Origin of the sequence: Flagellimonas sp. 389 (assembly GCF_018449435.1) — a bacterium.
Classification (GTDB): Bacteria; Bacteroidota; Bacteroidia; order Flavobacteriales; family Flavobacteriaceae; genus Flagellimonas.
Genome location: NZ_JAHCMU010000003.1, coordinates 244,576 through 267,583 on the forward strand (window position 1 = coordinate 244,576; position 23,008 = coordinate 267,583).

The following is a 23,008-nucleotide window of genomic DNA, read 5'->3' on the forward strand; positions in this document are numbered from 1 at the left end:
TTCACCTCAACTATAAAAACAACACTATGAAACGATTTTTATTGGCGCTTTTAATTTTTCAGTTAGTTGGTTGTACAGAGTTACAACAAGTCGTTAACCAACTTCCACAAGGAACAACTGGCATTGGAAACGTAGAAATAGCGCAAGGTTTGCGAGATGCGCTTAACCTGGGAATAGATAAACAAGTAGACAAATTGGCCCTTAAGGACGGTTTCTTTAAAAATGAGCTTGTCAAAATTTTGCTTCCAGATGAACTTAAAAAAGTTGATAAAACACTTAGGGATGTCGGCTTGGGCAGTTTAGCCGATAAAGGGCTACAGATACTCAACCGAGCTGCGGAAGATGCCGTAAGTGAGGCTACACCAATTTTTGTGGATGCAGTAAAGGGAATTACGTTCAATGATGCCAAGCAAATTTTGTTGGGAAATGATAATGCCGCTACCAATTATTTGGAGCAATCCACAAAATCCAAGTTGTATGACAAATTCAACCCCATTATCGAAAAATCTTTTAAGAAAGTTGGAGCCGACCAAATTTGGAGCAACATCATTACCAAGTACAATAACCTTCCACTTACCAATAACGTAAATCCAGATTTAACAGATTATACAACACAAGAAGCATTAGAAGGTGTGTATACAATGATTGCTGTTGAGGAAAAAGAAATTAGAACAAAAATTTCTTCAAGAACCACAGATCTACTGAGAAAAGTTTTCGCACTACAAGATTAGCCAAAGATTTTTCCTACGCACAATATTCGTGAATTTTATGCGTTCTAAACTCAAGAAAACAAGACAATTATAACAAAATCCTAAAGTTTAATTAACCTCGGTACAGTGGTTAAAATAGAATTTTGTAAAAGATTATCTGAGTTAGCATTTTTTTGAGTTAGTTAGTTTAAAACCGGTGTTAGCACCGGTTTTTTCTTTTACCCTATTTTAACTTCTGAAGCATTTTTTATCTAAAAAGTAGCCTTTAAGCATTATAAAAAAGGTAAGTTCTTATCGGAGTTTACTTTTTTTAAGATTTCATTAACAAATCGTTTTTTGTAATTCACTAATTTCAAGGGAGTTAATTCATCAATCAAAATGAGATGGTCAAAATTCTTTTTTTTCCTGTCTTTAATCTGCTGTACATTCAATTCGATTGGAGTATATAGTTGTTATGAATCTGGTCAACCCAATACCATTTCGGTATATGATTCGCTGAAATGGGCCGACTATTATTATAACATACAGCGATATAATAAAGCAATACCTATATATGAGAAAAATCTGGTCAATCCCGATGCAAAGAAAACGCATATTCTAAAAAGACTTGCGCTTAGTGAAGCTGCATTGAATCATGTGGATAGGTCTACCACCAATTTAACCAAATATCTACAACTGGAATTCAAACCAAATTTTTTGCTCAACGAAGGGTTTGACCCTATACGTAAGGAACAAGGGTTTAAAAAGATATCGGACAAAGTGATACCCAAAGTGAACACTTGGTCATTATTTTATCTCTTTGTTGCCGTTGTAGGTTTCTATGTGGTACTTATTCTATGTTTGAATAAACAGATATATCGTTCATCCCGTTTTTTGATAGCTTCGTTTATATTTATTCACTCTTTGTTCATTCTGCATCTTAGCATAAATTCCGCAAACTATTTCTTTCAATATCCCCATACCTATTTAATGTCAACTTGGGCCATATTTTTGTACGGACCATTATTATATTTTTATTTTAAGAAGACCACAACTGATTATACATTCAGGCCTATCGATATATTACACTTACTACCAAGCCTAGTACTTCTAACGTATCTTGTATTAAATGTTTATACACTCACTGAGGAAAGCAAGATAACCTTGATGCTTTCCAGAATGCAAAATGGATTGGGGCCCCAAGATTCTAACAGGTTGGTCATCTTGGTCATCTTTAAAATCATTTCGTTAAGTGTGTATGGTTATTTTATTGGTAAAGTTTATAACGCGGGTAAAAACAATAAACTGCTTGACCTGAAAAGCCTTACCTGGCAAAAAAATGTATATCACATACATATATTGTATGTGTTTACGTATGCCGCATACGGCATAGTTATCATCAATGGTTACTCCAATGGTGTCCTTTTTGACATATCTGCGGCTACGATGGCATTTATGGTGCTATATGTAGGTTATTCAGCCAATATACAACCCGACGTGTTCAGCGGTATTTATGCCTATAAGAATAGATTGTTTCCAAAGTATGAGAAATCTGGTCTAACACCTAGTCTATCGGACGAACTAAAAGAAAACCTACTACATCTTTTTGCCATTGAAAAAATCTACAAGGAAAATAATATAAGCCTGGACATGGTTGCAAAACGCCTAAATACTACAAGACATAATGCATCTCAAATTATCAACGAACATTTTAATGTTAGTTTTCATGAATTTGTCAATATATACAGGATAAGAGAGGCCAAACAATTACTTATGGACAATGAGTCCCATAAGTTGAACATTATCCATGTGGCCTATGAAGTAGGCTATAACAATAAAGTAACTTTTAATAAGGCTTTTAAGAAGGACACAGAACTTACACCTTCAGAATTTCAAAAAGCAGTTGCAAGGACATCTTGACAAACATCATAGCACTGAAAAAGGGTAAAGGTTTATCAGATGTTGCTCTTTTCGTTTTTTATCCATCTATTTTTAAGACAGAAAACAGCTCGCTAGGCAATAGTAAGACATTTATGGTCTCAACTTTAAGGAATGATTGAATTAGTCAGCAATACTACCCTTTACCTAAGAGCTGTTTTATTTTTTCACAGATTCTTAAAAAAGAAAAGGTGACACTACCATTTGTAACTATTCAACATTTTTAAGGTAGGTGATTACTCTTTCGTTAAAGACTGTTGGTTTTTCAACATTGACAACATGGCCACAATCCTCGATAACGAACAAAGTAGACTCTACATGAGAGTTAACAACTTTCTTTATAGTAGGAAGAAATAGATAATCTTCACCTCCCATGATATAAAACGTTGGTATTTTGATATCGACCGCTCTAAAAAAACGTAACAGCGGATTAATTTCCGAAGTCAACTTAAACCATCTGATAAATTCCTTTTGATATAGTTTTTTAGCTTCTCTCACAAATAAGGAGCGGGACTCCCTATGATTTTTATTCGGCATAATTACGAACGCGAAAAACTTATACAACCAAATATATGGTACAATGGATTTGAATATAACCCCCAAACGCATTAGAACTTGAGACCTTAGGTTAAGCTTCATTATAGCTCCGCCCATGACCATACTAACCACTCTATTGGAATATTTTTCTGCTAAATTTCGTATTAAAATGGTCCCTAACGATATTCCAATAAAATGGGATTTCTCAATCTTTTCATGGTCCAATACCTCGATGATGTCTGCAGTAATGGAGTCAAAGGTATATTTGTCGCTGAACGCATCCTTTATGTTCGGCTTGGAATTTCCATGACCTCTCAAATCCAACAAAAGTATATTGAAATGTTTTTTAAAGTCTCTTAATTGTTTGTACCAAATAGTAGAACTACCTCCTGCACCGTGTACGAAGGTTACCCAATCTTTTGATGTTTCATGTCTGTATGCCGTGTAGTGTAGCAAAGATTGTTTTTTTATAAAAGTACGTTAATTTTTTACTTACAAAAGGTTAGATCAAAATGATGACAATCTCGATTTTGTTAAATTTTAGATAAAGTACCTGATTTCTAGGTGTGTAACGTGGCATTCCGTAGTCCATAGCTGGGTTTTCAACGTATCTTTGTTATAACAAATCTTGTAATGATGAGTGAGCAATATTGTAAAGTTGGAGCTGTGACTCCAATAACTAGCGGAAGTCAAGCGATATCAGTTTTAGAGTTTATGTATCAGAATTTTATGGAAAAAGCATCTGATGCAACACATATGGACACTAATTTGAGAGAATTTTTCACCAAGAAAGCGCAGGGAATTAAAAAGACGTTGGAGAGCTTGGTATAACGATTTAGTTCAAGTTATTCAATTCAATCTCCATTTCCTTTTGTATACTTTTAGCTTTTTCTGTAGCAGCATGCGCAAAATTATGGTCATGCGAAGCATATAGAATTCCTCTGGAAGAATTTACCAACAACCCCACGTTTTCCGTAATACCGTATTTACAGACTTCCTGTAAGCTACCCCCTTGTGCGCCAATACCAGGGACCAATAAAAAGCTTTCTGGGATGATTTTTCGTATGTCTCCTAAGTAAGATGCTTTGGTAGCTCCTACCACGTACATTAACCTATCTGCATTCTTGTAATTTCTAGACGTTTCCAAAACCTCTTTATAGAGCTCATGTTTTCCTATACTCTTAGTTTGAAAATCAAAAGCCCCTTGATTGGATGTTAGTGCCAACAGAATCGTATGCTTATTGTCAAACGCTAAAAACGGTTCTACAGAATCCTTCCCCATATACGGCGCTATGGTGATCGAATCAAAATTCAATGTTTCAAAAAATGCCTTGGCGTATCTTGTGGACGTATTCCCAATATCCCCTCGTTTTGCATCCGCAATTGTAAAAATATCGGGATGATTCTCGTTTAAGTACTCCATAGTGCGTTCGAGCGATTTCCATCCCTCAAGACCATACGCTTCATAAAATGCAATATTGGGCTTATAGGCAACACAATATTGGTGTGTAGCATCAATAATCGCTTTGTTGAATGAAAAAATTGGATCTTCTTCTTTAAGAAGATGTTGGGGTATTTTATCAAGGTCCGTATCCAGACCAACACATAAAAAGGACTTCTTTTGGTGAATCTGGGATATTAAATGGTCTATTTTCATTAAAATTGGTTATCGACTGCGCTCGAACTGACAATCAACTTGGAACTACTAACTACTAACTACTAACTACTAACTACTAACTACTAACTACTAAAATTAAAAAATCTCCGATGCCTCCTTCAATTTCTCGGTATTCTCCACGAGCATCAATTCATCTATAATTTTCTGGATGTCCCCATTGATTATGTTCTGTAAATCATAAAGGGTCAGACCAATTCTATGATCTGTTACCCTACCCTGAGGATAATTGTAGGTTCTAATTTTTGCCGAACGGTCGCCACTGCTCACCTGCGAGTTTCGTTTGGCAGCATCTTCTTCCTGCTTTTTGGCCAATTCCAAATCGTAAAGCCTTGAACGTAATACCTTAAAGGCTTTTTCTTTGTTCTTGTGCTGGGATTTCTGATCTTGGCATTGCGCAACTAAACCCGTGGGAACGTGTGTTAATCTAACTGCAGAATAGGTAGTGTTTACCGATTGTCCACCGGGACCGGAAGAACAGAAAAAATCGATACGTACATCTTTTGGGTCTATTTGGACATTAAAATCCTCTGCTTCTGGAATTACCATTACCGTTGCGGCACTGGTATGCACTCTGCCTTGAGTCTCGGTTTGTGGCACACGTTGCACACGATGTACGCCAGCTTCAAATTTTAGGGTACCGTACACATCTTCACCGGTTACTTCAAAATGGATTTCCTTGTAACCGCCACTGGTTCCTTCGCTTAAATCCATAATATTGGTTTTCCAACCTTTGGACTCACAGTATTTTGCGTACATACGATATAAATCCCCTGCAAAAATACTTGCTTCGTCACCCCCGGTTCCTGCACGAACCTCCATCACCACATTCTTTTCATCCTCTGGGTCCTTGGGTATCAAAAGCATCTTTATTTCTTCTTCCAATTTTGGAAGGGAGCTCTTGGCTTCGTCCAGTTGCATTTTGGCCATTTCCAACATTTCGGCATCACTACCATCAGAAATAATTTCGTCTGCCTCGCTCATATTATTGTTGAGCGTTATGTATTCTTCACGTTTGTCAACAAGCACTTTTAAGTCTTTATATTCCTTATTGAGCTTTACATATCGTTTCTGGTCAGAAATGATATCTGGTTGAATGATAAGGTCGGAAACCTCATCAAAACGCTGTTTTACTATATTGAGTTTGTCAAGCATAAATCAATCTTCGTTAAGAATACGAATTTACAATTAATTTGTACATTTAAATCTAGCTATGGCTGTACTACTCCGTCTTACTTCTTATTCTTTAGCTTTTTTCTTTAGCAAGTCAATTTTGGTCATTTCTATTATTGTGACTGCCTTCCTAAGTTATGCAAATGTTCCATTTTTAGCAATAGTACTTTGTAAAGTAGTGTTTGCTGGTTTTGTATTTTTTCTTTTTGAAGAAGAAAAATTAAAGCAAAAGCTTGTTTTTTATCAGAATTTCGGACTTTCCAAAACTTTGCTTTTTTTGATTTCGTTTGCTTATGACACTTTAGTATCCACAATCATTTATTTAATCTTTTTGCAAGTTGGTTCTTGAAATAGACAACATAGAACTGAATTTTGGTTCCAAAAGAATATTATCGGGCATCTATCTTAAAGCAATTGAAGGCGAAGTAACAGGAATTTTAGGAAGAAATGGGTGCGGAAAAACATCGCTGCTAAAAATACTATTTGGGAGCTTGCAACCAAAATACAAGACCATAAGAGTTAATGGTAAGAACTGCAAGGGCAAGTTGTACCTATCGAACAACATAGCATATCTTCCCCAGCACAAATTATTACCTAGCGGAATCACAATCAAAAGAATATTCAATCTATATAAGGAAGACTGGTATAAGTTCACTGATTTTTTTGATAGCTTCAAAATTTATAAGAACCATAGCGTTTCAGAACTTTCAAGTGGAGAAATAAGAATATTGGAAACCTACCTTGTATTGAATCGGCATTCAAAAATAATTATGTTGGATGAGCCTTTTTCATTTATCGCCCCAATATATGTAGATGTTTTCAAAAAAATGATTCAGTCCAAGAAAAAAGAACGGATAGTCATTATTACTGACCATTTCCACAATGATGTGATGGATATTGGAGATACTTTTTATTTAATAAAAAACGGAAATTCCAAACTTATAACCAATAAGGATGATTTGGTCAGGGATGGATACTTATCCTCTAATTCCCAATAAATGTTGTTCCCAAAGTAATAATGTAAGCGTTAAGACCATCGCTCCTATCGTATTGACTTAGCTGTAAATCGATAGTTTTTAGACCGAAGGACAAAATCTTGGAATTAGCGAAGATATCCTTATATTGAATTCCCAACCCGTATTGGTGGGCATCATATTGGGACAGGTCATAATCCGAAGTATAAAACTCAAATGTGGAGAGCGCATCCTCTTTAGCATAAAAATAGTCCGCTGCTGATTGGGTATAATAGCGATAGGTAGGATACAATGTAAACTTGTCAGTTACTTTGACCGGTGCTTCCAAACTTGCGGTATGCGAGGTTATGCCCCAATTATCCCAATAAAAACGGTAGTACGAACGCAGTATTAAAAAATCGTTCACATAATAGTTTAACCTCCCGCCAATGGGAACTTTAAATCTGCTTTCCGGTAATCGCTCCACATCATCGGCCAATTGAAAATCATCAATAAAAAAAGCTTCCGTATCTCCAAAATAGACCCGCTGAAAAGGAGTGCTGAGCAATCCATTTTGAGAAACCAAGTCCATGAAAAGTGCACCTTGCAATTTCTTGCTCAAGATTTGGGAGAAACCTAAGGATAAAGAATAGGAATTCCTGTTTTCATTTTCAAACTCTAAAAAATTTGGATTATAGGTGCCATTTCCTGTAATACGGTCATCAAAAAATCCTTGCCGCAGTTCAATAGGATAAATTGCGTTCCATTTATCTAAAAATACCTTGCCACTTATAGAAATTTCAGTGTTTTTTTCATTGAAAAGTTTTGTATAGCCTCCTCCAAAACCTATAGAAACATAGTCATATTCATTTGAAAAATAGGCATTAGCGCTCCAAATAGTATTTCTGTCTTCTGAACTGTGCTGATAACTGGGGTTTATATAGGCTAACAAATCTTGTCTTGATTCCCCAGAAGATGCATCAAAAGGGGAAGTGTTCAGGTTGGTTCCATCCAATGGGTTCACATTGCTTGAGGATGCAGAGGTATAGGCGGATATTCCAACATCTACTGTCAACACATCATCCTCGTTCATGGGCATACGCAGGACAATGGTAGACGTCGCATCGGTGAGCTCTTCGGTACCTTCTCCTCCCGTAACCGCGGCATTTTGCCCATCTTGTTCATAATAACTGAACAAGAAGTCTATTTCACTAGATTCTAAAACCCTTTTGGTATATGACGTATTTTGTTGTGCAAATCCACTATAGCCAACAATCAAAAAACCTGTAAGAAGTAATTTATAAAATGGTTTTTCCAAAAACTGAAACTTAAAAAAAGTAACTCGTTCCCTTTCGCTAATAGCTTTAATTACACCCACAGCCACCTCCTGTTTTTCCGCCATTGGCACCCGCCGAAGCCTCCCTATAAATTTGAAAGTTCGTCTCAAAACGTTCAGATGCCCTTGCCCCCAATTGCATTTCGGCAGCATTGATATAAACCTTGTCGTACTCCCTAACCACCACACACGAACTGGTAACTAGCAATAGGGCAAAGAGGTACAAGAGTTTTTGCATATTTTAAAATTACGGCTTTTTGTCAAAAACGATTCCGGAGCTTTTATGGATTTTATTATCAGAATCTACCAGCACCACCTCTACCCCATCAATCTGATTCACCATATGGATTCCACTATCTTTTCCCATTATAAAAACAGCAGTTGCCAATGCATCGCACAGTTCCGCGGTCTTTGCAAAAATAGAAACGCTGTTGATACCTACCGTAGGATAGCCCGTTCTTGGGTCAATAATGTGGGAATATTTTTTACCATCGAGCGTCACATACTTTTCGTAATTACCAGATGTTGCCACGGAAGACTCTACTACGGGCAACCAACTAAACACTTTATCCTTGTCCAGAGGATTGGATATTCCTATAACCCATTTTTCTCCAGAGGCTTTTGTGCCCCATGTGGTTAAATCTCCTGAAGCGTTGATAATTCCGCCTTTCACCTGTTTGGAAACCATCAGCTCTTTTGCCTTATCTGCGGCGTACCCTTTCCCAATAGCGCCAAAACTAATGCGCATTCCAGGTTCTGTTAAATAAACCGTCTGTTCTATGGGGTCCAGCTTTATTTTTTTGTGTCCAATTTTGGCAACGGATTGTTGTATGTTAATTTTAGGCGGTACTTCTTTCATGGTACCGTCAAACCTCCACACCCTGTCTATGGATGCATACGAAATATCGAAAGCCCCATCGGTGATTTCGGATATTTTTTTTGAGCGTTCTATTAACTGAAATAATTCAGATGATACTTTTACCGGTTTAATCCCGGCATTTTTGTTGATCAATGATGTTTCTGAAGCTTCATCCCATGAAGATATCATTTTTTCGATTCGCTTTATTTCCGAAACCGCTTCATCAATATCAAGGTAGCCAATGTCCTCGTTAGGCGCAACCACAATTATTTCGAACGTAGTTCCCATTAGCTTCAACGTACGCTTTACGGTAACATCTTCTTGCCGCTGCCCTTGGGAAAGCATACAGCATAAGCTACAAAAAATGATCAATACTGTTCTCATTCCAGAAACCCGTTCAGTACCGAAACATAGTCTTCCGGTGAATTCTTTTTAGAGAAACCTGTTTTTCCCAACACCACTTGCTGCTTGTCCATGAGTACGACCAAAGGAAAGTATCCTCTTGGATTATACTTTTCCGCCAAGGATTTATTGGTGTTCAACTTATCTAAGGGAAGTTGATTTTTTTTCTTTCTTGGAAAATCGGCATTGTATAAAATATAGTTGGCAGATGCGTACGTTTTAAAATAATCCGATTCAAGAATACTTCGTTTTAAACGAATGCAGGGCGCACACCAGTCCGACCCCGAAAAAACCAAAACAATGGGTTTGTTCTCTTCATTTGCTTGATCAATAGCACCATCAAAGGTTTCTTGCCACAATTGCGCTTGCAACGTGGCAACAAAAAAATAAAATGCCATAAGCATAACATTTTTCATAAACCTAGATTAAGTGTACCTCTATTCAAAAACACGAAGGGTAGAATCCGTAAGTTCTGTATTAAAGACCCGTAAAGGGTTGCTTGTTATCGAATTTAAAGGTGTACCATCCTGATCGAACCTTGAACCATGGGTAGAACATCTGAAAATCCCACCATCTTCAGAAATAAAACGCACCTCCTCAGTTTGCTGATGACTACAAATCTGACTTGCAGCAATTAAATTGCCCTCAAGATTTCTGGCGACGACGATGTCTGTGTACCCTAAACTTTGACTTGATTTCACGAGGATGAATCCCCCGTTGTCAGCTAATGGAGCAGCTTCAGCAGATGTCAAATCTATTGTAAAGTCAACTCCGTCCGGTTCTGGGAATTGCTCCAAATCTTCTGAATCATTAGAACAACCATGTAAACAAGGAAAAGTAAGGGCAAAAGCAGCGCCTGCACCCAAACTCCTTAAAAAAGCTTTTCTTTCCATAGCGTGGGGTTATGTAGAAATAACGTTAATTTGACCTAAATCGTATGTCAATATTCAAACTTGCCAAACTCACTTTTGATGGTCAATTTTTTAGAGCCGGCATCTTCTACTCTTCCTATAATTTGGGCATCTACGTCAAAGCTTTGCGAAATTTCAACAATATCCGATGCAATCTCCTCATTCACATAAAGTTCCATACGGTGGCCACAGTTAAAAACCTGATACATTTCTTTCCAGTCGGTCCCCGATTGCTCTTGTATCAATTTAAAAAGCGGAGGAATGGAAAACATATTGTCTTTGATAATATGAAGATTTTCGACAAAGTGAAGGATTTTTGTCTGAGCTCCCCCACTGCAATGCACCATACCATGGATGTCCTTAGCTGTATAGTTTTCCAATACTTTTTTGATGATAGGGGCATATGTTCTGGTAGGTGAAAGCACTAGCTTACCAGCATCCAATGTAGAATTAGGCACATCTGCCGTAAGCTCTGTAGCACCAGAATAGACCAGTTCATCGGGAACGGATGCATCAAAACTTTCTGGATATTTTTTGGCCAAGTACTTTCCAAAGACATCATGACGGGCAGAAGTTAGACCGTTACTGCCCATGCCTCCATTGTATTCATTTTCATAGGTTGCCTGACCAAAAGAGGCCAACCCTACGATAACATCTCCTGCCTTTATATTGGCGTTATCAATAACATTTTTTCGTTCGATGCGGGCCGTAACCGTTGAATCTACGATAATGGTGCGTACCAAATCCCCTACATCGGCAGTCTCACCGCCGGTAGAATGAATGGTGATTCCATGCTTTTTCAAATCAGCAATTAACTCCTCGGTTCCATTGATGATAGCGGAAATAACTTCTCCTGGTATTCGGTTTTTATTCCGCCCTATGGTCGAGGATAACATAATATTGTCTGTTGCCCCCACACAAATTAGATCGTCCACGTTCATGATGAGCGCGTCTTGGGCAATCCCTTTCCAAACCGAAATATCCCCCGTTTCCTTCCAATACATATACGCCAAAGAAGACTTTGTACCAGCTCCATCTGCATGCATCACCAAACAATGCTCGCTACTACCTGTGAGATAATCAGGTACTATTTTACAAAAAGCCTTGGGAAAAAGCCCTTTGTCAATATTTTTTATGGCGTCGTGTACATCTTCCTTTGAAGCTGAAACTCCACGTTGGGCATATCTTTTACTGGTGTCTGAAGACATAAATTTGGTTTGGGCAAAAATAGCGGAAAGCTGTTAATTAACCCGAAATATGATTTTATTCTTTTAAGTTCTGCTAACGCCGGCTTTCATCTTTTCTTGATCACCTCGCAAATAGCAACTCCCTATACTTGGTGAATGGCCATAAATCGTCCGAAATCAATTTTTCCAACTTGTCAGATTGCTCCCGTATGGTTTCAAAATAGGGTTTTACGTTATTACAATACGCTTGAGCTTTTTTATTGATTGTAGAGAGTCCATTGGCACGTCTACGAGCAGCAGTCATATCATCCGTTTGTTTTTTGATTTCCGATATGTGCTCCCCGATCTGTTCCAGAATATTCAATTGCCCCTCGGCAACTTTTTTATGAGCTGCACCATAGACTTCTTTAAGGCCTTTTATATTTTCCAAAAGCAAATTCTGATAACGTAATGCTGACGGTATAATATGATTGTACACCATTTCCCCCAGCACCCTTCCTTCAATCTGAAGGTGAAAAATATAGGCTTCCAGCTCTACTTCTTGATGCGCTTTTAGCTCCACCTCACTCATTACATCCATATCTTTAAAAAGTGCAATACTTTCTTTGGATGTCAACACCTGTAATGCTTCGGGGGTATTTTTATTATTGCTAAGTTTTCTTCTTCTGGCTTCTTGTTGCCATTCCATTCCGTAACCATCTCCATCAAAACGGATTCGTTTTGAGGTTTTGATATATTCTCGCAACACATTGAAAACAGCCTCATCTTTTTTAAGGCTCTTTTTATCGATCAATGCATCAACTTCTTTCTTGAATGCGGTAAGTTGTTTTGCCACTATGGTATTGAGCACGGTCATGGGCTTAGCGCAGTTGGTCTTTGCCCCTACGCCCCTTATTTCAAATTTATTCCCTGTAAAAGCGAAAGGTGAAGTCCTGTTTCTGTCTGTATTGTCCAATAAAATTTCAGGAATTTTACCAACTACATTCAGTTTAAGTTCTGTTTTCTCCTGAGGCGATAACTTTCCTTTAGAAACGCCTTCCAACTCATCGAGAACATCACTCAATTGTTTTCCAATAAAAATAGAAATAATGGAAGGTGGTGCTTCATTGGCGCCCAATCTATGGTCATTGCTCGCAGATGCAATGGAGGAACGCAACAACTCCTCATAAATGTCAACAGCTTTTATCGTATTTATAAAAAAGGTGAGGAACTGAAGGTTCTTCATTGGTGTTGAGCCCGGGCTCAAGAGATTGACCCCAGTATTTGTTGCCAAAGACCAATTGTTGTGCTTTCCCGAGCCATTTACACCAGCGAAGGGCTTTTCATGAAAAAGGACGGTAAAATTATGTTTATCAGCAATTTCCTCCATGACATCCATCAACAACAAATTGTGATCTACGGAAAGGTTTGCTTCTTCAAAAACGGGCGCAAGTTCAAACTGATTTGGGGCCACTTCATTATGGCGAGTCTTGACCGGAATACCCAACTTGGTACACTGTTTTTCCAAATCACTCATAAAATTGAGTGCTCTGGCAGGAATCACGCCAAAATAATGGTCGTCCAATTGTTGGCCTTTTGCGGCAGGGTTGCCCACCAAGGTACGTCCTGTCATTACAATATCCAGCCTTGACTGGGCAAGTGCCTTGTCCACAAGAAAATACTCTTGTTCCCAACCTAAAGTTGCATAGACTTTACGTACATTTTTATCAAAATATTGCGCTACCGCAGTTGCAGCTTCATCCACAGCATGTAAGGCTCTTAGCAATGGAGCTTTGTTGTCCAGTGCTTCACCTGTGTACGCAACAAAAATTGTTGGAATACAAAGTGTTGTTTTATAAATAAAGGCTGGTGATGTCGGGTCCCAAGCTGTATATCCCCGTGCCTCAAACGTATTGCGTATTCCACCACTTGGAAAACTGGATGCATCTGGTTCTTGCTGTACCAGTTGAGCTCCCTCAAATTTCTCCATTGCCCTGCCATCTGGCAGTATATCAAAAAATGCATCGTGTTTTTCCGCTGTGGAACCTGTTAAAGGCTGGAACCAGTGTGTGTAATGCGTAGCACCCATAGACAGTGCCCATGCTTTCATACCTTCAGCAACTTGGTCCGCAATCTTTCTATCTATCTTACTTCCTTGAAAAATGGCAGATTTGACCTTTTCAAAAGCTTCCCTGGTCAAAAATTGAAGCATTCGTTCTTCATTAAAGACATTTTTTCCGAACAATTCAGAACGTCTGCCTATTTCTCCTGTTGTGCGAACCCTTTTTTGGCTCTCTGCTAGCGCTTCAAATCTTGTGTTTGGCATTATTTAGAATTTAAATCACAAAGCTACAATTAACAATTTAATAATATATCCTTCAAAATTTACTTTTTTTTCATTGAGCCCTATCCAAAATAGGGGTAATTTAAATTATACGTACTAGTTTGTGATTTTAGCCCTTAAAAAACCATATTATGAAACGAAAAATATATTTTTGTAAATCATAAATTTGAGAACTAAATAACTGCAGGAATTATGAGCAAATCTAAATTAGAGTATATCTGGTTGGATGGATACAAACCAACCGCCAACTTAAGAAGTAAAACAAAAATCGAAGATGATTTTAGTGGTAAACTAGAAGACTGCCCAATGTGGTCTTTTGACGGAAGTTCTACAAAACAAGCAGAAGGTGGTTCTTCTGACTGTTTGTTGAAGCCCGTAGCGATTTATCCCGATCCTGCTCGTATCAACGGATATTTGGTTATGACCGAAGTATTAAATGCCGATGGAACGCCGCATGAGTCAAACTCTAGAGCAACCATTGATGACCCTGATTCTGATTTCTGGTTCGGTTTTGAGCAGGAGTACTTTATAATGGATACGCAGACACTTTTGCCGCTTGGCTTCCCCATTGGAGGATACCCAGGTCCACAAGGACTGTATTATTGTTCTGTTGGTGGAAGAAATACATGGGGCCGTGATTTAGTCGAAGAACACGCCAATCAATGCATTGATGCCGGATTAAACTTTGAAGGTATCAACCAAGAAGTAGCCGCTGGCCAGTGGGAATTTCAATTGTTCGCCAAAGGTGCACAGAAAGCAGGTGATGAAATCTGGATCGCCAGATATCTACTTGACCGTTTAACAGAGTCTTATGGTTACTACATTGAATATCACCCAAAACCTGTAAAAGGAGACTGGAACGGTTCTGGTATGCACGCAAACTTCTCAAACACAACATTGAGAACTGCTGGTTCTAAAGATGTTTATGAAAAAATATGCGAGGCTTTTAGACCTGTAACAAAAGAGCATATTGCAGTATATGGTGAATTTAACGATCAACGTTTGACCGGAGACCATGAAACTGCATCAATAAAAGATTTTAGTTATGGTGTATCCGATAGAGGAGCTTCTATTCGTATTCCTATCATGACCGTTGAGAAAGGCTGGAAAGGTTGGTTGGAAGATAGAAGACCTGCTTCTAATGGAGATCCGTACAAAATTGCTGCACGTATCATCAAAACCGTTAAGTCAGCGGACATATAATATTAGATTAATTGTTGAATACATTTTTAGAAAGCCGCCTCAACTTGGGGCGGTTTTTTAGTTTTCAATTCTTTTAAAAGGTGTGTTCATCCAGTAATCCCCGCTACTACCATCTTTATCGAGAATTAAAGGTTGCTCTGGGCTATATAAAGGTTCAGTCTTTAAAATAAGTTTTAATTTGTCCATAGGTAGTGAATCTCTGCCATCTTCAACAACCTTTTGAGTGAAAAACTCTCTAAATTGATTCAAATGTTCCGGCTTTTGTTCATTTAATTTATTCCCATCCACATCCATCAGTTTTGGTATTCGCAGAAAGAATTTTCTCTCTATGGAATCTGCTGACCCTGAGAACAATTCATTAAGTATTTCTACCTGTCCTCTATTTGTACTGAACTCTAATACTACCCTATTTTCAGTAACCTTTATCAACTTTTTAAAGTGTATTTTCTTTTCCCCATACCGCAAATCAAAATCGGCTATTCTGAGTTCATCCTGATTCACAGCTGGATGATTGAATTCCACTCCTAAATAGTCCTTGTCTTTATCCAAAAACATTTTCTGGATTTTAAAGATTGGTGGGCGAAGAATAGTAAACGTATTATGAAAAGATATATAATTCAAGTACATTTTTTCATTCAAATCGGCATACTCTACTGTAATGTCATAAATTAATTCCTCAGCTTTTGAATGGTATTGTATCGTAGAACCGTTCCATTTATCATTTACTTTTTGTTTGTAAACGCCATATCTCATTTTTCGAATAGCATAATCGTCCTTATCAATATAAATAGTTCCCCATATCTGAAAAGGATGTTTATTTTTTCTGATAGTAATTTCATATACAGCTTCATCCCCGTAAAATGTATCCCCTACTAATGAAAATCGATGTTGTTTCACAAAATCATCGACCATCTTATCGACATAAGAATAAGTAAGTATATTGTGATTTCTTATAGCATCATGAAGGTAGAGCAAAACCAATTCGTTTCCCACGTAATTGCCCAATAGCTCAACATGGGGTATGATCTTCTCTTTATTGGAATAATTATAAGGTCTGGCAGCAAGGGAATCCACTTTAAATTCATTATTTTTTGAATACGTATACAAACCATACTGCGTTTCTTTATAATCATCAATTAGAAAACCACCATCATAGATTTTGACAATTGCTTCGTTCAGATTAATGTATTCATCATCTTGTAATTGATAGTCCCTATAATAGCCCACAAGATTGAAAGGGCTAACCGGATAGTTCTCAGGTATCCGTTTTAATGCTTTATTTATAATTTGCCTGACCGTTAACTTTTTCCGTTTTCCAGTAACTACAGTTTCGGTCAACTGCATTAAAGCAGGAATCATCAAGATTTTATTGGTTTCTTTTTTCTCTAAAGAAGAAAACTCAATATTCTTTGTTTGATAACCTAAGCAGGATATTTCCAAAAAAGCCCCTTCATGTTGAAAATGCATTGGAATTTTGAATCCCCCGTCTTGATTAGATATTACACCTAATGCCTTCCCTTTTACCCTAATGGTAGCAAATATGACAGGTTCATTGGAATTTGCGTCCAACAACCGACCTTGAACGAACTCTTGTTGCCCCCAAGATTGGGTCTGACACAGGAAAACCAAGCCAATTTGTAAGTACCTCAATACCGAATACAAAAAATAAGATTTTAGCTAATCGTAAAATAAATAAATGTTGCATAATAGGCCACAAGAACTATACCATCACGCCATCCTAATCGTAACCCTTTTGGGATAAAAACCAACGGAAGTATCAAGAAAGAAATCCCAAGCATCCAAAAAATGTCGCTAGAGAGCAACCCTTGGTCAATAACAGTTATTGGTGTAATTATGGAAGTTATCCCAAGAACAGCGAGAAGGTTAAAAATATTGGAGCCGATCAGGTTGCCCAGAGAGATAGCCTTCTCTTTTTTGATAATAGCGATAATGGATGCTGCCAATTCTGGGATACTTGTGCCGACAGAGACAATGGTAACACCAATGACCCTATCGCTCACTCCAAATGTTGATGCCAGACCCACAGCGCCATCTATCAATAACTCCGAGCCACCCCAAAGAGCAGTTCCCCCTATCCCTAGAAACAGCGCAATTTTATATAAGGGTAACGGAACATCATCTTCCGGCATTTCATCAATTACCGCTGTTTTCTGAAATCTAAGCAAATAGATTAAGAACAAAAACAAAATGACAACCATGATAATGCCTTCATACTGCTCCAAAACCCCATCAAAATAAACAAAGCCTACAAATAATAAGGATGCCGCCATCATCACTGGCCAGTCTGTAGTGTAAAAGTTCTTGCGCACATCTATGCTTCCCAACAGTACCGTAATGCCAAGTACTAGGCCCAGATTAGCAATATTTGAACCTACAACATTACCAAGGGACAAATCAGGAAACCCATCCAAGGCTGCTTTAATACTAACAATAAGTTCCGGGGCAGAGGTGGCGAAAGAAACCACCGTCATACCTATAACTATTTTTGGAATTTCAAGTCTAAGGGACAAAGCCACCGCAGCTTTTAACAACCAATTCCCTCCCAAAATTAGCAGTGCCAGACCAAGAACAATTAAAAGTAGATTTCCCAAAAATAATTTTTGATGTAAATATAGAAGAAGATTCATTCGTCGATAGCTTAGTGACAAAAAAATGTTTCATAAAACATTTAAACCACAAATAAATTAGGGTGATAAAATATCCAAAAAATACAGAAAACCCGTTACGCAATGAACTGCCCAAAGAATCAATAATCTATTTCTCCAAAAGAATGGAATGGTAAAAAAAGGTGATTTTTTAAATGAAACGCTCCTTGGTTTTTGAAATTAACACAAAAAGATAGCTTTATTTATTATGATTTGTAATATGATTTCAAAAATTACATTATAAATCATAATTTTTTTAAAGCAAGTCACATCATTCCTAAAGTTGATTTCATTTTTAAAGCTACAATCTTGTATTCAATTTGATTAATTCTTAGCTAAGTATTTGGAAACCTGACAATTCTCATTTTATATTCAAAAAACATAACCGGTTCACAACAAATATTCACCCTTTAAATTAATCAATACAATGATAACCATAGTTAAGTTTTTAGTGATGTTGCTTATACAGCTCATTGCATCTTTTGTGTAACCAAAAAGCTAATACATTAGTCTGTGTTATTTTAAGTATTTTGCATTTGAAATGTTTAGCTATTTGAAATGACAAAAAAAATAACTCTTTTATACACCATACTTGTTTCATTCTTTTCGTGTAAACAAGAACCAAAGCAAGTGAACACTCCAGGCCTCAGCGCGAATTTTTCCACAATTCTGGACAATTATTATGAAGATGGTCTAAAATTGAACCCAATCAATGCTACAATGGCGGGAGACCATCGTTACGATGATATTTTTATCAATTTACTTTCAGATGAGTATTTGGACAGAATTAAAACGCATTACAATACATATAAAAATGAATTGGACGCTTTTTCAGATGAAGACCTTTCAGACAGTGAAAAAATGAGCAAGGCAATTTTGATATGGGAATGCAATATGAATTTGGAAGAACAAAAATTCAATGCAAACCTCACGCCTATTGATCAAATGTGGTCTCCCAATCTATTTATGGGGCAATTGGCAAGCGGCTCCAGCGCTCAACCTTTCAAGACTGTAGAGGATTATCAAAAATGGCTGAAAAGAGTGGATGGCTATTTGGAATGGCTGAATTCTGCGGAAGAAAGAATGCGTGAAGGAATGGAAAAAGGTCATGTACTTCCAAAATCCTTAATTGTAAAGGTGCTACCACAATTAGAATCGCTCACCGAAAGAAATTTAGAGAACCATCTTTTCTACAAGCCTATCAAAAAGTTTCCTATCGACTTTTCCGAAGAGGAAAAATCCAACTTGGAAGAGGGCTTCACAAAGATGATACTCGAGAAAATAGTACCTGCCTACGAACGCTTGCATAAATTCATGAGCGAGGAGTATCTTGACGCTGGTCGTGAATCAAGCGGTATACAAGGAGAACCGGATGGTGACGCTTACTATGCCCATCAAATTAAGAAGTATACTACTACGAACATGACTGCTGCCGAAATACACGAATTGGGGCTTAGCGAAGTTGCTAGAATTCGCTCTGAAATGGAAAAGATAAAAATAGCGGTTGGTTTTGAAGGTGATCTAAAAGCCTTTTTCGATTTTGTAAGAAGTAATAAGGAACTTATGCCCTATAAAGACCCGAATGAAGTAATCGATAACTTTAATGCTATCCATGAGCACATGAAGCCACAGATAGAAAAACTGTTCGATGTAAAGCCCAAAACTGCTTTTGAAGTAAGGCGAACCGAAGCTTTTAGGGAAAAATCCGCAAGCGCCGAGTACAATCCGGGTTCATTGGATGGCACAAGGCCCGGTATTTTTTATGTGCCCATTCCAGATGTTATGGTATACAACACATACTCGGATGAATCACTTTTCTTGCACGAAGCGATTCCCGGACACCATTACCAAATATCCCTGACACAAGAAAGTGATGTTTTGCCCAAGTTTAGGAAAACGCTTTGGTACAGTGGTTATGGTGAAGGTTGGGCTTTGTACAGTGAATCACTAGGTACTGAGTTAGGGCTTTATACAGACCCCTACCAGCTTTTTGGTATGCTAGGAGCCGAAATGCACCGTGCAGTGCGTTTGGTGGTGGATACTGGACTACATTACAAAGGATGGACAAGAGAAGAGGCCATTCAGTACTCTTTGGATAATGAAGCTGAATCTGAAGCAAGTATTACATCAGAAATAGAACGTTATATGGCCAATCCAGGGCAAGCACTTTCTTATAAAATTGGACAATTAAAAATTAGGGAATTACGTGAAAAAGCTGAAAAAGCCATGGGAGAGAATTTTGATATTCGAAAATTTCACAATCAAGTATTGGAAACCGGCTGTGTTCCCTTAGCTTTATTAGAGGATAAAATAAATAGTTGGATAAAGGTCAACAATTAGTTTTTTCACAAATTTTTAAAGGCTAATGTAGTAACTTCTTGGCTATATTTGTTTTATCAATATACTAACAATGTTTTATAGACTTCTGGCTAGAATGAATAAAGCTCTTCTCCCTTCTTATTCAAAAAAAGGGTTGGATTTGTCAAAAGCTTCTAAAATACAAATGGCGATAATAGGCTGGCGCTATTTTATAACCACTAAAGCATTGGGTCAATAGTTCAACAGTGCTTTGATTTCATAATTTTTAAGTTTAGCTGCTCCATTTAAAAAACCAAGTTGAATCAAAAAATTACATTGTACCACTTCTCCCCCCAATTTTTCCACTAGTTTGCAAACTGCATTTGCGGTTCCACCAGTTGCCAACACATCGTCATGTACCAATACTTTTTCGCCCTTTTGTATTGCATCCGTATGAATTTCCAAGGTGTCCTCACCATATTCCAAGGAGTAGGACTCCGAAATTATTTTATATGGCAATTTTCCTTTTTTACGCACAGGAACAAAACCGGCATTGAGTTTTGATGCAATTAAGGGTGCGAAAATAAAACCTCTGCTATCTACACCAACCACCTTGTCAATAGCATAATCTTTAACCATATCGCAAAGTGTTTCACAAGCTTTGGCAAGTGCTTGAGGATCTTTTAAAAGAGGGGTGATATCCTTAAAAACGACACCAGGTTGAGGAAAGTCTTGTATATCACGAATGTAGCGTTCAAAATCCATTATTTTTGGTTATGAGGTTTTGTCGTAAATTTAAAAAGAAATATATTTGCACCCCATAAAAAAGGCCTCGTGGCGCAACTGAATAGCGCATCTGATTACGGCTCAGAAGGTTACAGGTTTGAATCCTGTCGAGGTCACTAAAAAAACTTGTAAAAAGTTTCAAAACCGTGCAAATCCTATGATTTGCGCGGTTTCTTAGTTTTTGGGCCATCATTTAAATTGATTTGATTTGATGTAAAAAGGTCACAGACCGTCAACAAAATTTTAGACCGTCAACATTGTTGACGATTTGATTTGTGAACACATAAGCTACTCAGTATAGTTGATTTGACTTTCGTCTTACTAAATGTTTAATTTAAAAGACAACAACTATGAGAACATCAAACACATTTGCAATCCTTTTTTGGGCATACTCTACTCGTGCCAAAAATAACCTAACCGGTATGTACGCCAGAATTACAGTAAATGGAAAAAAAGTCAACATTAGCTTAAAACAGCAAGTTGATGTGAGAGTATGGGATTCAAAAAGGCAGCGAGCAAAAGGGAATAGTGAAACGACAAGGGCTTTAAATTCTTATTTAGACCAAGTTCATGCACAACTCGTGCAACTTTATCAAGATTTAAAATTTAAAGGGCAATTAATTACCGCTGAGTTAATCAAGGCTGAATATTTAGGTGAAAGTGATAATTCTAAGACTCTTCAAAACCTTCTTGAATATCACAACAAAAAAACTGAAAAAACATTAGCCGTCGGAACCTTGAGGAATTTTAGAGTAACTGAAGGTTACCTTAACAAGTATTTAAACAATGTATTGAATACTTCAGATATTTTTTTAAAAGAACTCAACTACAAATTTATTTGCGATTTTGCTAATTTCCTAATTTGCTTTTGGCCCAAGGGACACCTTAAAGCAATGAGCAATAATACGGTTATGAAACATATTCAAAGGTTTCGAAAAATCATAACTCTTGGTTATCACATAGAATGGATAGACAAAGACCCCTTTGTTAGGTGGAAACCTACTTATGAAAAAAGAGAACGCCCGTTTTTAACTGAAAACGAATTATCAAACATTGAAACCTATCATCTTCCGATTGCTCGATTAGAAAGAGTACGAGACTTATTCATCTTTAGTTGCTATACGGGAATTGCATATATAGATATTATGAATCTTACAAATGATAACATTCTTAAAGGAATAGATGGCAACGATTGGATTTTTATGAATCGGCAAAAAACGAAATCACCAGTAAAAGTTCCATTGCTTGGAAAGGCAAAAGAATTACTTATTAAGTACGAAAGTCATCCAATGACAGAGATTACAGGGACTTTATTTCCGGTAATCACGAATGAAAAAGTAAATCTATATTTAAAGGAAATTGCTGAAGCTTGCGGTTTAAAAAAGAATCTTACATTTCATATGGCCCGGCACACATTTGCCACTACAGTAACACTAAGTAATGGTGTACCGATAGAAACTGTTTCCAAACTTTTAGGACATTCTAAAATTGCTTCTACACAAGTCTATGCCAGGGTTGTTGAAAGAAAGGTAAGCCAGGATATGTTGGCGTTAAGAAATAAAATAGAGGCTCCTGATAAAAATGAACTTCAAATAAAACATAATATGTAAGTATCAATATTAAAGGGAAAATGCTTTTGATAAATTCAAAAGCATTTTTTTTTAGTTTTTCAATACTATTTTCCTACTCCCCTTCAGTTCCTTCAATTCAATCATTAGCCTCTCATTATCCCCAAGAACAAATTTTGGAAGTACATAAACAAATCGCTTTCTTTCTTTGGTTTTTATTTCATTAGGTAATTGATATTGATGAATTACTTTCTGTTCTAATCTTTGAAAAGAGGCCTTACGCTTTTTATTTCCATTTGTTCGATAAATTTTGAGATAGTCAATCTCAAAATCAATTTCAGACTTATTCTTGATTTCTAAAACCAAATAAACTTCGGAAGCATTATAAGCCATTTTCTGTAATTGCAATTTGATGTAAGCTTCCCTTAAAATAGGACAGCTTAAAATTAGAATTTTCTAACTTTAAATTTTAACTGTCACATGAAAAAAAGCAAGTTTACCGAG

The 23,008-nt window shown here is 37.1% G+C and carries 22 protein-coding genes and 1 tRNA gene; 9 read left to right on the forward strand and 14 right to left on the reverse strand.

Going from position 1 to position 23,008, the window contains the following annotated elements; all coding sequences use genetic code 11:
- Nucleotides 1-26 precede the first annotated feature (26 nt).
- Both KIM67_RS04375 and KIM67_RS04380 read left to right on the forward strand, forming a co-directional pair.
- Nucleotides 27-731, forward strand: coding sequence for a DUF4197 domain-containing protein (locus KIM67_RS04375; RefSeq protein WP_213830137.1), 705 nt, complete (start codon nt 27-29; stop codon nt 729-731).
- Between the two features lie 357 nt (nt 732-1,088).
- The gene (locus KIM67_RS04380; RefSeq protein WP_213830138.1) at nt 1,089-2,609 is read left to right on the forward strand and encodes an AraC family transcriptional regulator; all 1,521 of its coding nucleotides are present in this window, start codon (nt 1,089-1,091) and stop codon (nt 2,607-2,609) included.
- A 228-nt stretch (nt 2,610-2,837) separates the two neighbouring features.
- Here KIM67_RS04380 and KIM67_RS04385 read toward each other — a convergent pair whose 3' ends face one another.
- Entirely contained in the window at nt 2,838-3,620 is a 783-nt protein-coding gene (locus KIM67_RS04385) for an alpha/beta fold hydrolase (RefSeq protein WP_213830139.1), read from the reverse strand.
- Between the two features lie 177 nt (nt 3,621-3,797).
- Between KIM67_RS04385 and KIM67_RS04390 the strand changes: the two genes are divergently transcribed.
- Complete coding sequence (locus KIM67_RS04390) at nt 3,798-3,995, forward strand: hypothetical protein (protein ID WP_250149143.1); 198 nt, start codon at nt 3,798-3,800, stop codon at nt 3,993-3,995.
- Nucleotides 3,996-3,999: 4 nt separating this feature from the next.
- Here the strand turns inward: KIM67_RS04390 and pyrF are convergent, their stop codons facing one another.
- Together pyrF and prfA are read right to left on the reverse strand one after the other, a co-directional pair.
- A complete protein-coding gene (gene pyrF, locus KIM67_RS04395; RefSeq protein WP_213830140.1) occupies nt 4,000-4,821 on the reverse strand; it encodes an orotidine-5'-phosphate decarboxylase in 822 nt (273 codons plus the stop codon).
- A gap of 96 nt (nt 4,822-4,917) precedes the next feature.
- Nucleotides 4,918-5,994, reverse strand: a complete 1,077-nt coding sequence (gene prfA / locus KIM67_RS04400; RefSeq protein ID WP_213830141.1) for a peptide chain release factor 1 — start codon at nt 5,992-5,994, stop codon at nt 4,918-4,920.
- A 356-nt stretch (nt 5,995-6,350) separates the two neighbouring features.
- Between prfA and KIM67_RS04405 the strand changes: the two genes are divergently transcribed.
- Nucleotides 6,351-7,010: an ABC transporter ATP-binding protein gene (locus KIM67_RS04405; protein WP_213830142.1), complete on the forward strand. Its 660-nt coding sequence runs from the start codon at nt 6,351-6,353 to the stop codon at nt 7,008-7,010.
- Here the strand turns inward: KIM67_RS04405 and KIM67_RS04410 are convergent.
- From KIM67_RS04410 to KIM67_RS04440, 7 genes are all read right to left on the reverse strand, one after another.
- Complete coding sequence (locus KIM67_RS04410) at nt 6,997-8,343, reverse strand: DUF3570 domain-containing protein (RefSeq protein ID WP_371815663.1); 1,347 nt, start codon at nt 8,341-8,343, stop codon at nt 6,997-6,999. The two genes, KIM67_RS04405 and KIM67_RS04410, sit on opposite strands and share 14 nt — an antisense overlap.
- Entirely contained in the window at nt 8,330-8,539 is a 210-nt protein-coding gene (locus KIM67_RS04415; RefSeq protein ID WP_213830144.1) for a DUF4266 domain-containing protein, read from the reverse strand. Before KIM67_RS04415 ends, KIM67_RS04410 begins: the two co-directional genes overlap by 14 nt.
- A gap of 9 nt (nt 8,540-8,548) precedes the next feature.
- Nucleotides 8,549-9,544: an FAD:protein FMN transferase gene (locus tag KIM67_RS04420; RefSeq protein ID WP_213830145.1), complete on the reverse strand. Its 996-nt coding sequence runs from the start codon at nt 9,542-9,544 to the stop codon at nt 8,549-8,551.
- Complete coding sequence (locus KIM67_RS04425) at nt 9,541-9,960, reverse strand: thioredoxin family protein (RefSeq protein WP_250149144.1); 420 nt, start codon at nt 9,958-9,960, stop codon at nt 9,541-9,543. The genes KIM67_RS04420 and KIM67_RS04425 overlap by 4 nt, the downstream gene beginning before the upstream one ends.
- 39 nt (nt 9,961-9,999) lie before the next feature.
- The gene (locus KIM67_RS04430; RefSeq protein ID WP_213830147.1) at nt 10,000-10,455 is read right to left on the reverse strand and encodes a ubiquinol-cytochrome c reductase iron-sulfur subunit; all 456 of its coding nucleotides are present in this window, start codon (nt 10,453-10,455) and stop codon (nt 10,000-10,002) included.
- A gap of 47 nt (nt 10,456-10,502) precedes the next feature.
- Entirely contained in the window at nt 10,503-11,681 is a 1,179-nt protein-coding gene (locus KIM67_RS04435) for an AIR synthase related protein (RefSeq protein WP_213830148.1), read from the reverse strand.
- 100 nt (nt 11,682-11,781) lie between these two features.
- Complete coding sequence (locus KIM67_RS04440) at nt 11,782-13,965, reverse strand: glutamine synthetase III (RefSeq protein ID WP_213830149.1); 2,184 nt, start codon at nt 13,963-13,965, stop codon at nt 11,782-11,784.
- Nucleotides 13,966-14,175: 210 nt separating this feature from the next.
- Here KIM67_RS04440 and KIM67_RS04445 point away from each other — a divergent pair, with 210 nt between their 5' ends.
- Nucleotides 14,176-15,186, forward strand: coding sequence for a glutamine synthetase beta-grasp domain-containing protein (locus KIM67_RS04445; RefSeq protein ID WP_213830150.1), 1,011 nt, complete (start codon nt 14,176-14,178; stop codon nt 15,184-15,186).
- 57 nt (nt 15,187-15,243) lie between these two features.
- Here KIM67_RS04445 and KIM67_RS04450 read toward each other — a convergent pair whose 3' ends face one another.
- Together KIM67_RS04450 and KIM67_RS04455 are read right to left on the reverse strand one after the other, a co-directional pair.
- A complete protein-coding gene (locus KIM67_RS04450; RefSeq protein ID WP_213830151.1) occupies nt 15,244-16,848 on the reverse strand; it encodes a carboxypeptidase-like regulatory domain-containing protein in 1,605 nt (534 codons plus the stop codon).
- 11 nt (nt 16,849-16,859) lie between these two features.
- A complete protein-coding gene (locus KIM67_RS04455; protein WP_250149145.1) occupies nt 16,860-17,834 on the reverse strand; it encodes a calcium/sodium antiporter in 975 nt (324 codons plus the stop codon).
- A 576-nt stretch (nt 17,835-18,410) separates the two neighbouring features.
- Between KIM67_RS04455 and KIM67_RS04460 the strand changes: the two genes are divergently transcribed.
- Nucleotides 18,411-20,192, forward strand: a complete 1,782-nt coding sequence (locus KIM67_RS04460; RefSeq protein ID WP_213830152.1) for a DUF885 family protein — start codon at nt 18,411-18,413, stop codon at nt 20,190-20,192.
- 70 nt (nt 20,193-20,262) lie between these two features.
- Nucleotides 20,263-20,409, forward strand: a complete 147-nt coding sequence (locus tag KIM67_RS18575; protein ID WP_250149146.1) for an SsrA-binding protein — start codon at nt 20,263-20,265, stop codon at nt 20,407-20,409.
- On the opposite strand, the gene KIM67_RS04465 is transcribed toward KIM67_RS18575, so the two are convergent.
- Nucleotides 20,403-20,915, reverse strand: coding sequence for an adenine phosphoribosyltransferase (locus KIM67_RS04465; protein ID WP_213830153.1), 513 nt, complete (start codon nt 20,913-20,915; stop codon nt 20,403-20,405). The genes KIM67_RS18575 and KIM67_RS04465 overlap by 7 nt on opposite strands.
- A 63-nt stretch (nt 20,916-20,978) precedes the next feature.
- Here KIM67_RS04465 and KIM67_RS04470 point away from each other — a divergent pair.
- Nucleotides 20,979-21,052, forward strand: a tRNA-Arg gene (locus tag KIM67_RS04470).
- A gap of 234 nt (nt 21,053-21,286) precedes the next feature.
- Nucleotides 21,287-22,546 (forward strand): site-specific integrase, encoded by a 1,260-nt coding sequence (locus KIM67_RS04475; protein ID WP_213830154.1) that lies wholly within the window; start codon nt 21,287-21,289, stop codon nt 22,544-22,546.
- Between the two features lie 51 nt (nt 22,547-22,597).
- On the opposite strand, the gene KIM67_RS04480 is transcribed toward KIM67_RS04475, so the two are convergent.
- Complete coding sequence (locus KIM67_RS04480) at nt 22,598-22,912, reverse strand: DUF4138 domain-containing protein (RefSeq protein ID WP_256442755.1); 315 nt, start codon at nt 22,910-22,912, stop codon at nt 22,598-22,600.
- Nucleotides 22,913-23,008 lie beyond the last annotated feature (96 nt).

Bases quoted from the DNA above. Each gene is read 5' to 3' on its own strand.
- KIM67_RS04475 (WP_213830154.1), top strand. From the start codon at position 21,287: ATGAGAACATCAAACACATTTGCAATCCTTTTTTGGGCATACTCTACT.
- KIM67_RS04425 (WP_250149144.1), bottom strand. From the start codon at position 9,960: ATGGCATTTTATTTTTTTGTTGCCACGTTGCAAGCGCAATTGTGGCAA.
- pyrF (WP_213830140.1), bottom strand. From the start codon at position 4,821: ATGAAAATAGACCATTTAATATCCCAGATTCACCAAAAGAAGTCCTTT.
- KIM67_RS04420 (WP_213830145.1), bottom strand. From the start codon at position 9,544: ATGAGAACAGTATTGATCATTTTTTGTAGCTTATGCTGTATGCTTTCC.
- KIM67_RS04465 (WP_213830153.1), bottom strand. From the start codon at position 20,915: ATGGATTTTGAACGCTACATTCGTGATATACAAGACTTTCCTCAACCT.
- KIM67_RS04455 (WP_250149145.1), bottom strand. From the start codon at position 17,834: ATGAATCTTCTTCTATATTTACATCAAAAATTATTTTTGGGAAATCTA.
- KIM67_RS04435 (WP_213830148.1), bottom strand. From the start codon at position 11,681: ATGTCTTCAGACACCAGTAAAAGATATGCCCAACGTGGAGTTTCAGCT.
- prfA (WP_213830141.1), bottom strand. From the start codon at position 5,994: ATGCTTGACAAACTCAATATAGTAAAACAGCGTTTTGATGAGGTTTCC.
- KIM67_RS04440 (WP_213830149.1), bottom strand. From the start codon at position 13,965: ATGCCAAACACAAGATTTGAAGCGCTAGCAGAGAGCCAAAAAAGGGTT.
- KIM67_RS04415 (WP_213830144.1), bottom strand. From the start codon at position 8,539: ATGCAAAAACTCTTGTACCTCTTTGCCCTATTGCTAGTTACCAGTTCG.
- KIM67_RS04430 (WP_213830147.1), bottom strand. From the start codon at position 10,455: ATGGAAAGAAAAGCTTTTTTAAGGAGTTTGGGTGCAGGCGCTGCTTTT.
- KIM67_RS04460 (WP_213830152.1), top strand. From the start codon at position 18,411: ATGACAAAAAAAATAACTCTTTTATACACCATACTTGTTTCATTCTTT.
- KIM67_RS18575 (WP_250149146.1), top strand. From the start codon at position 20,263: ATGTTTTATAGACTTCTGGCTAGAATGAATAAAGCTCTTCTCCCTTCT.
- KIM67_RS04390 (WP_250149143.1), top strand. From the start codon at position 3,798: ATGATGAGTGAGCAATATTGTAAAGTTGGAGCTGTGACTCCAATAACT.
- KIM67_RS04380 (WP_213830138.1), top strand. From the start codon at position 1,089: ATGAGATGGTCAAAATTCTTTTTTTTCCTGTCTTTAATCTGCTGTACA.
- KIM67_RS04375 (WP_213830137.1), top strand. From the start codon at position 27: ATGAAACGATTTTTATTGGCGCTTTTAATTTTTCAGTTAGTTGGTTGT.
- KIM67_RS04445 (WP_213830150.1), top strand. From the start codon at position 14,176: ATGAGCAAATCTAAATTAGAGTATATCTGGTTGGATGGATACAAACCA.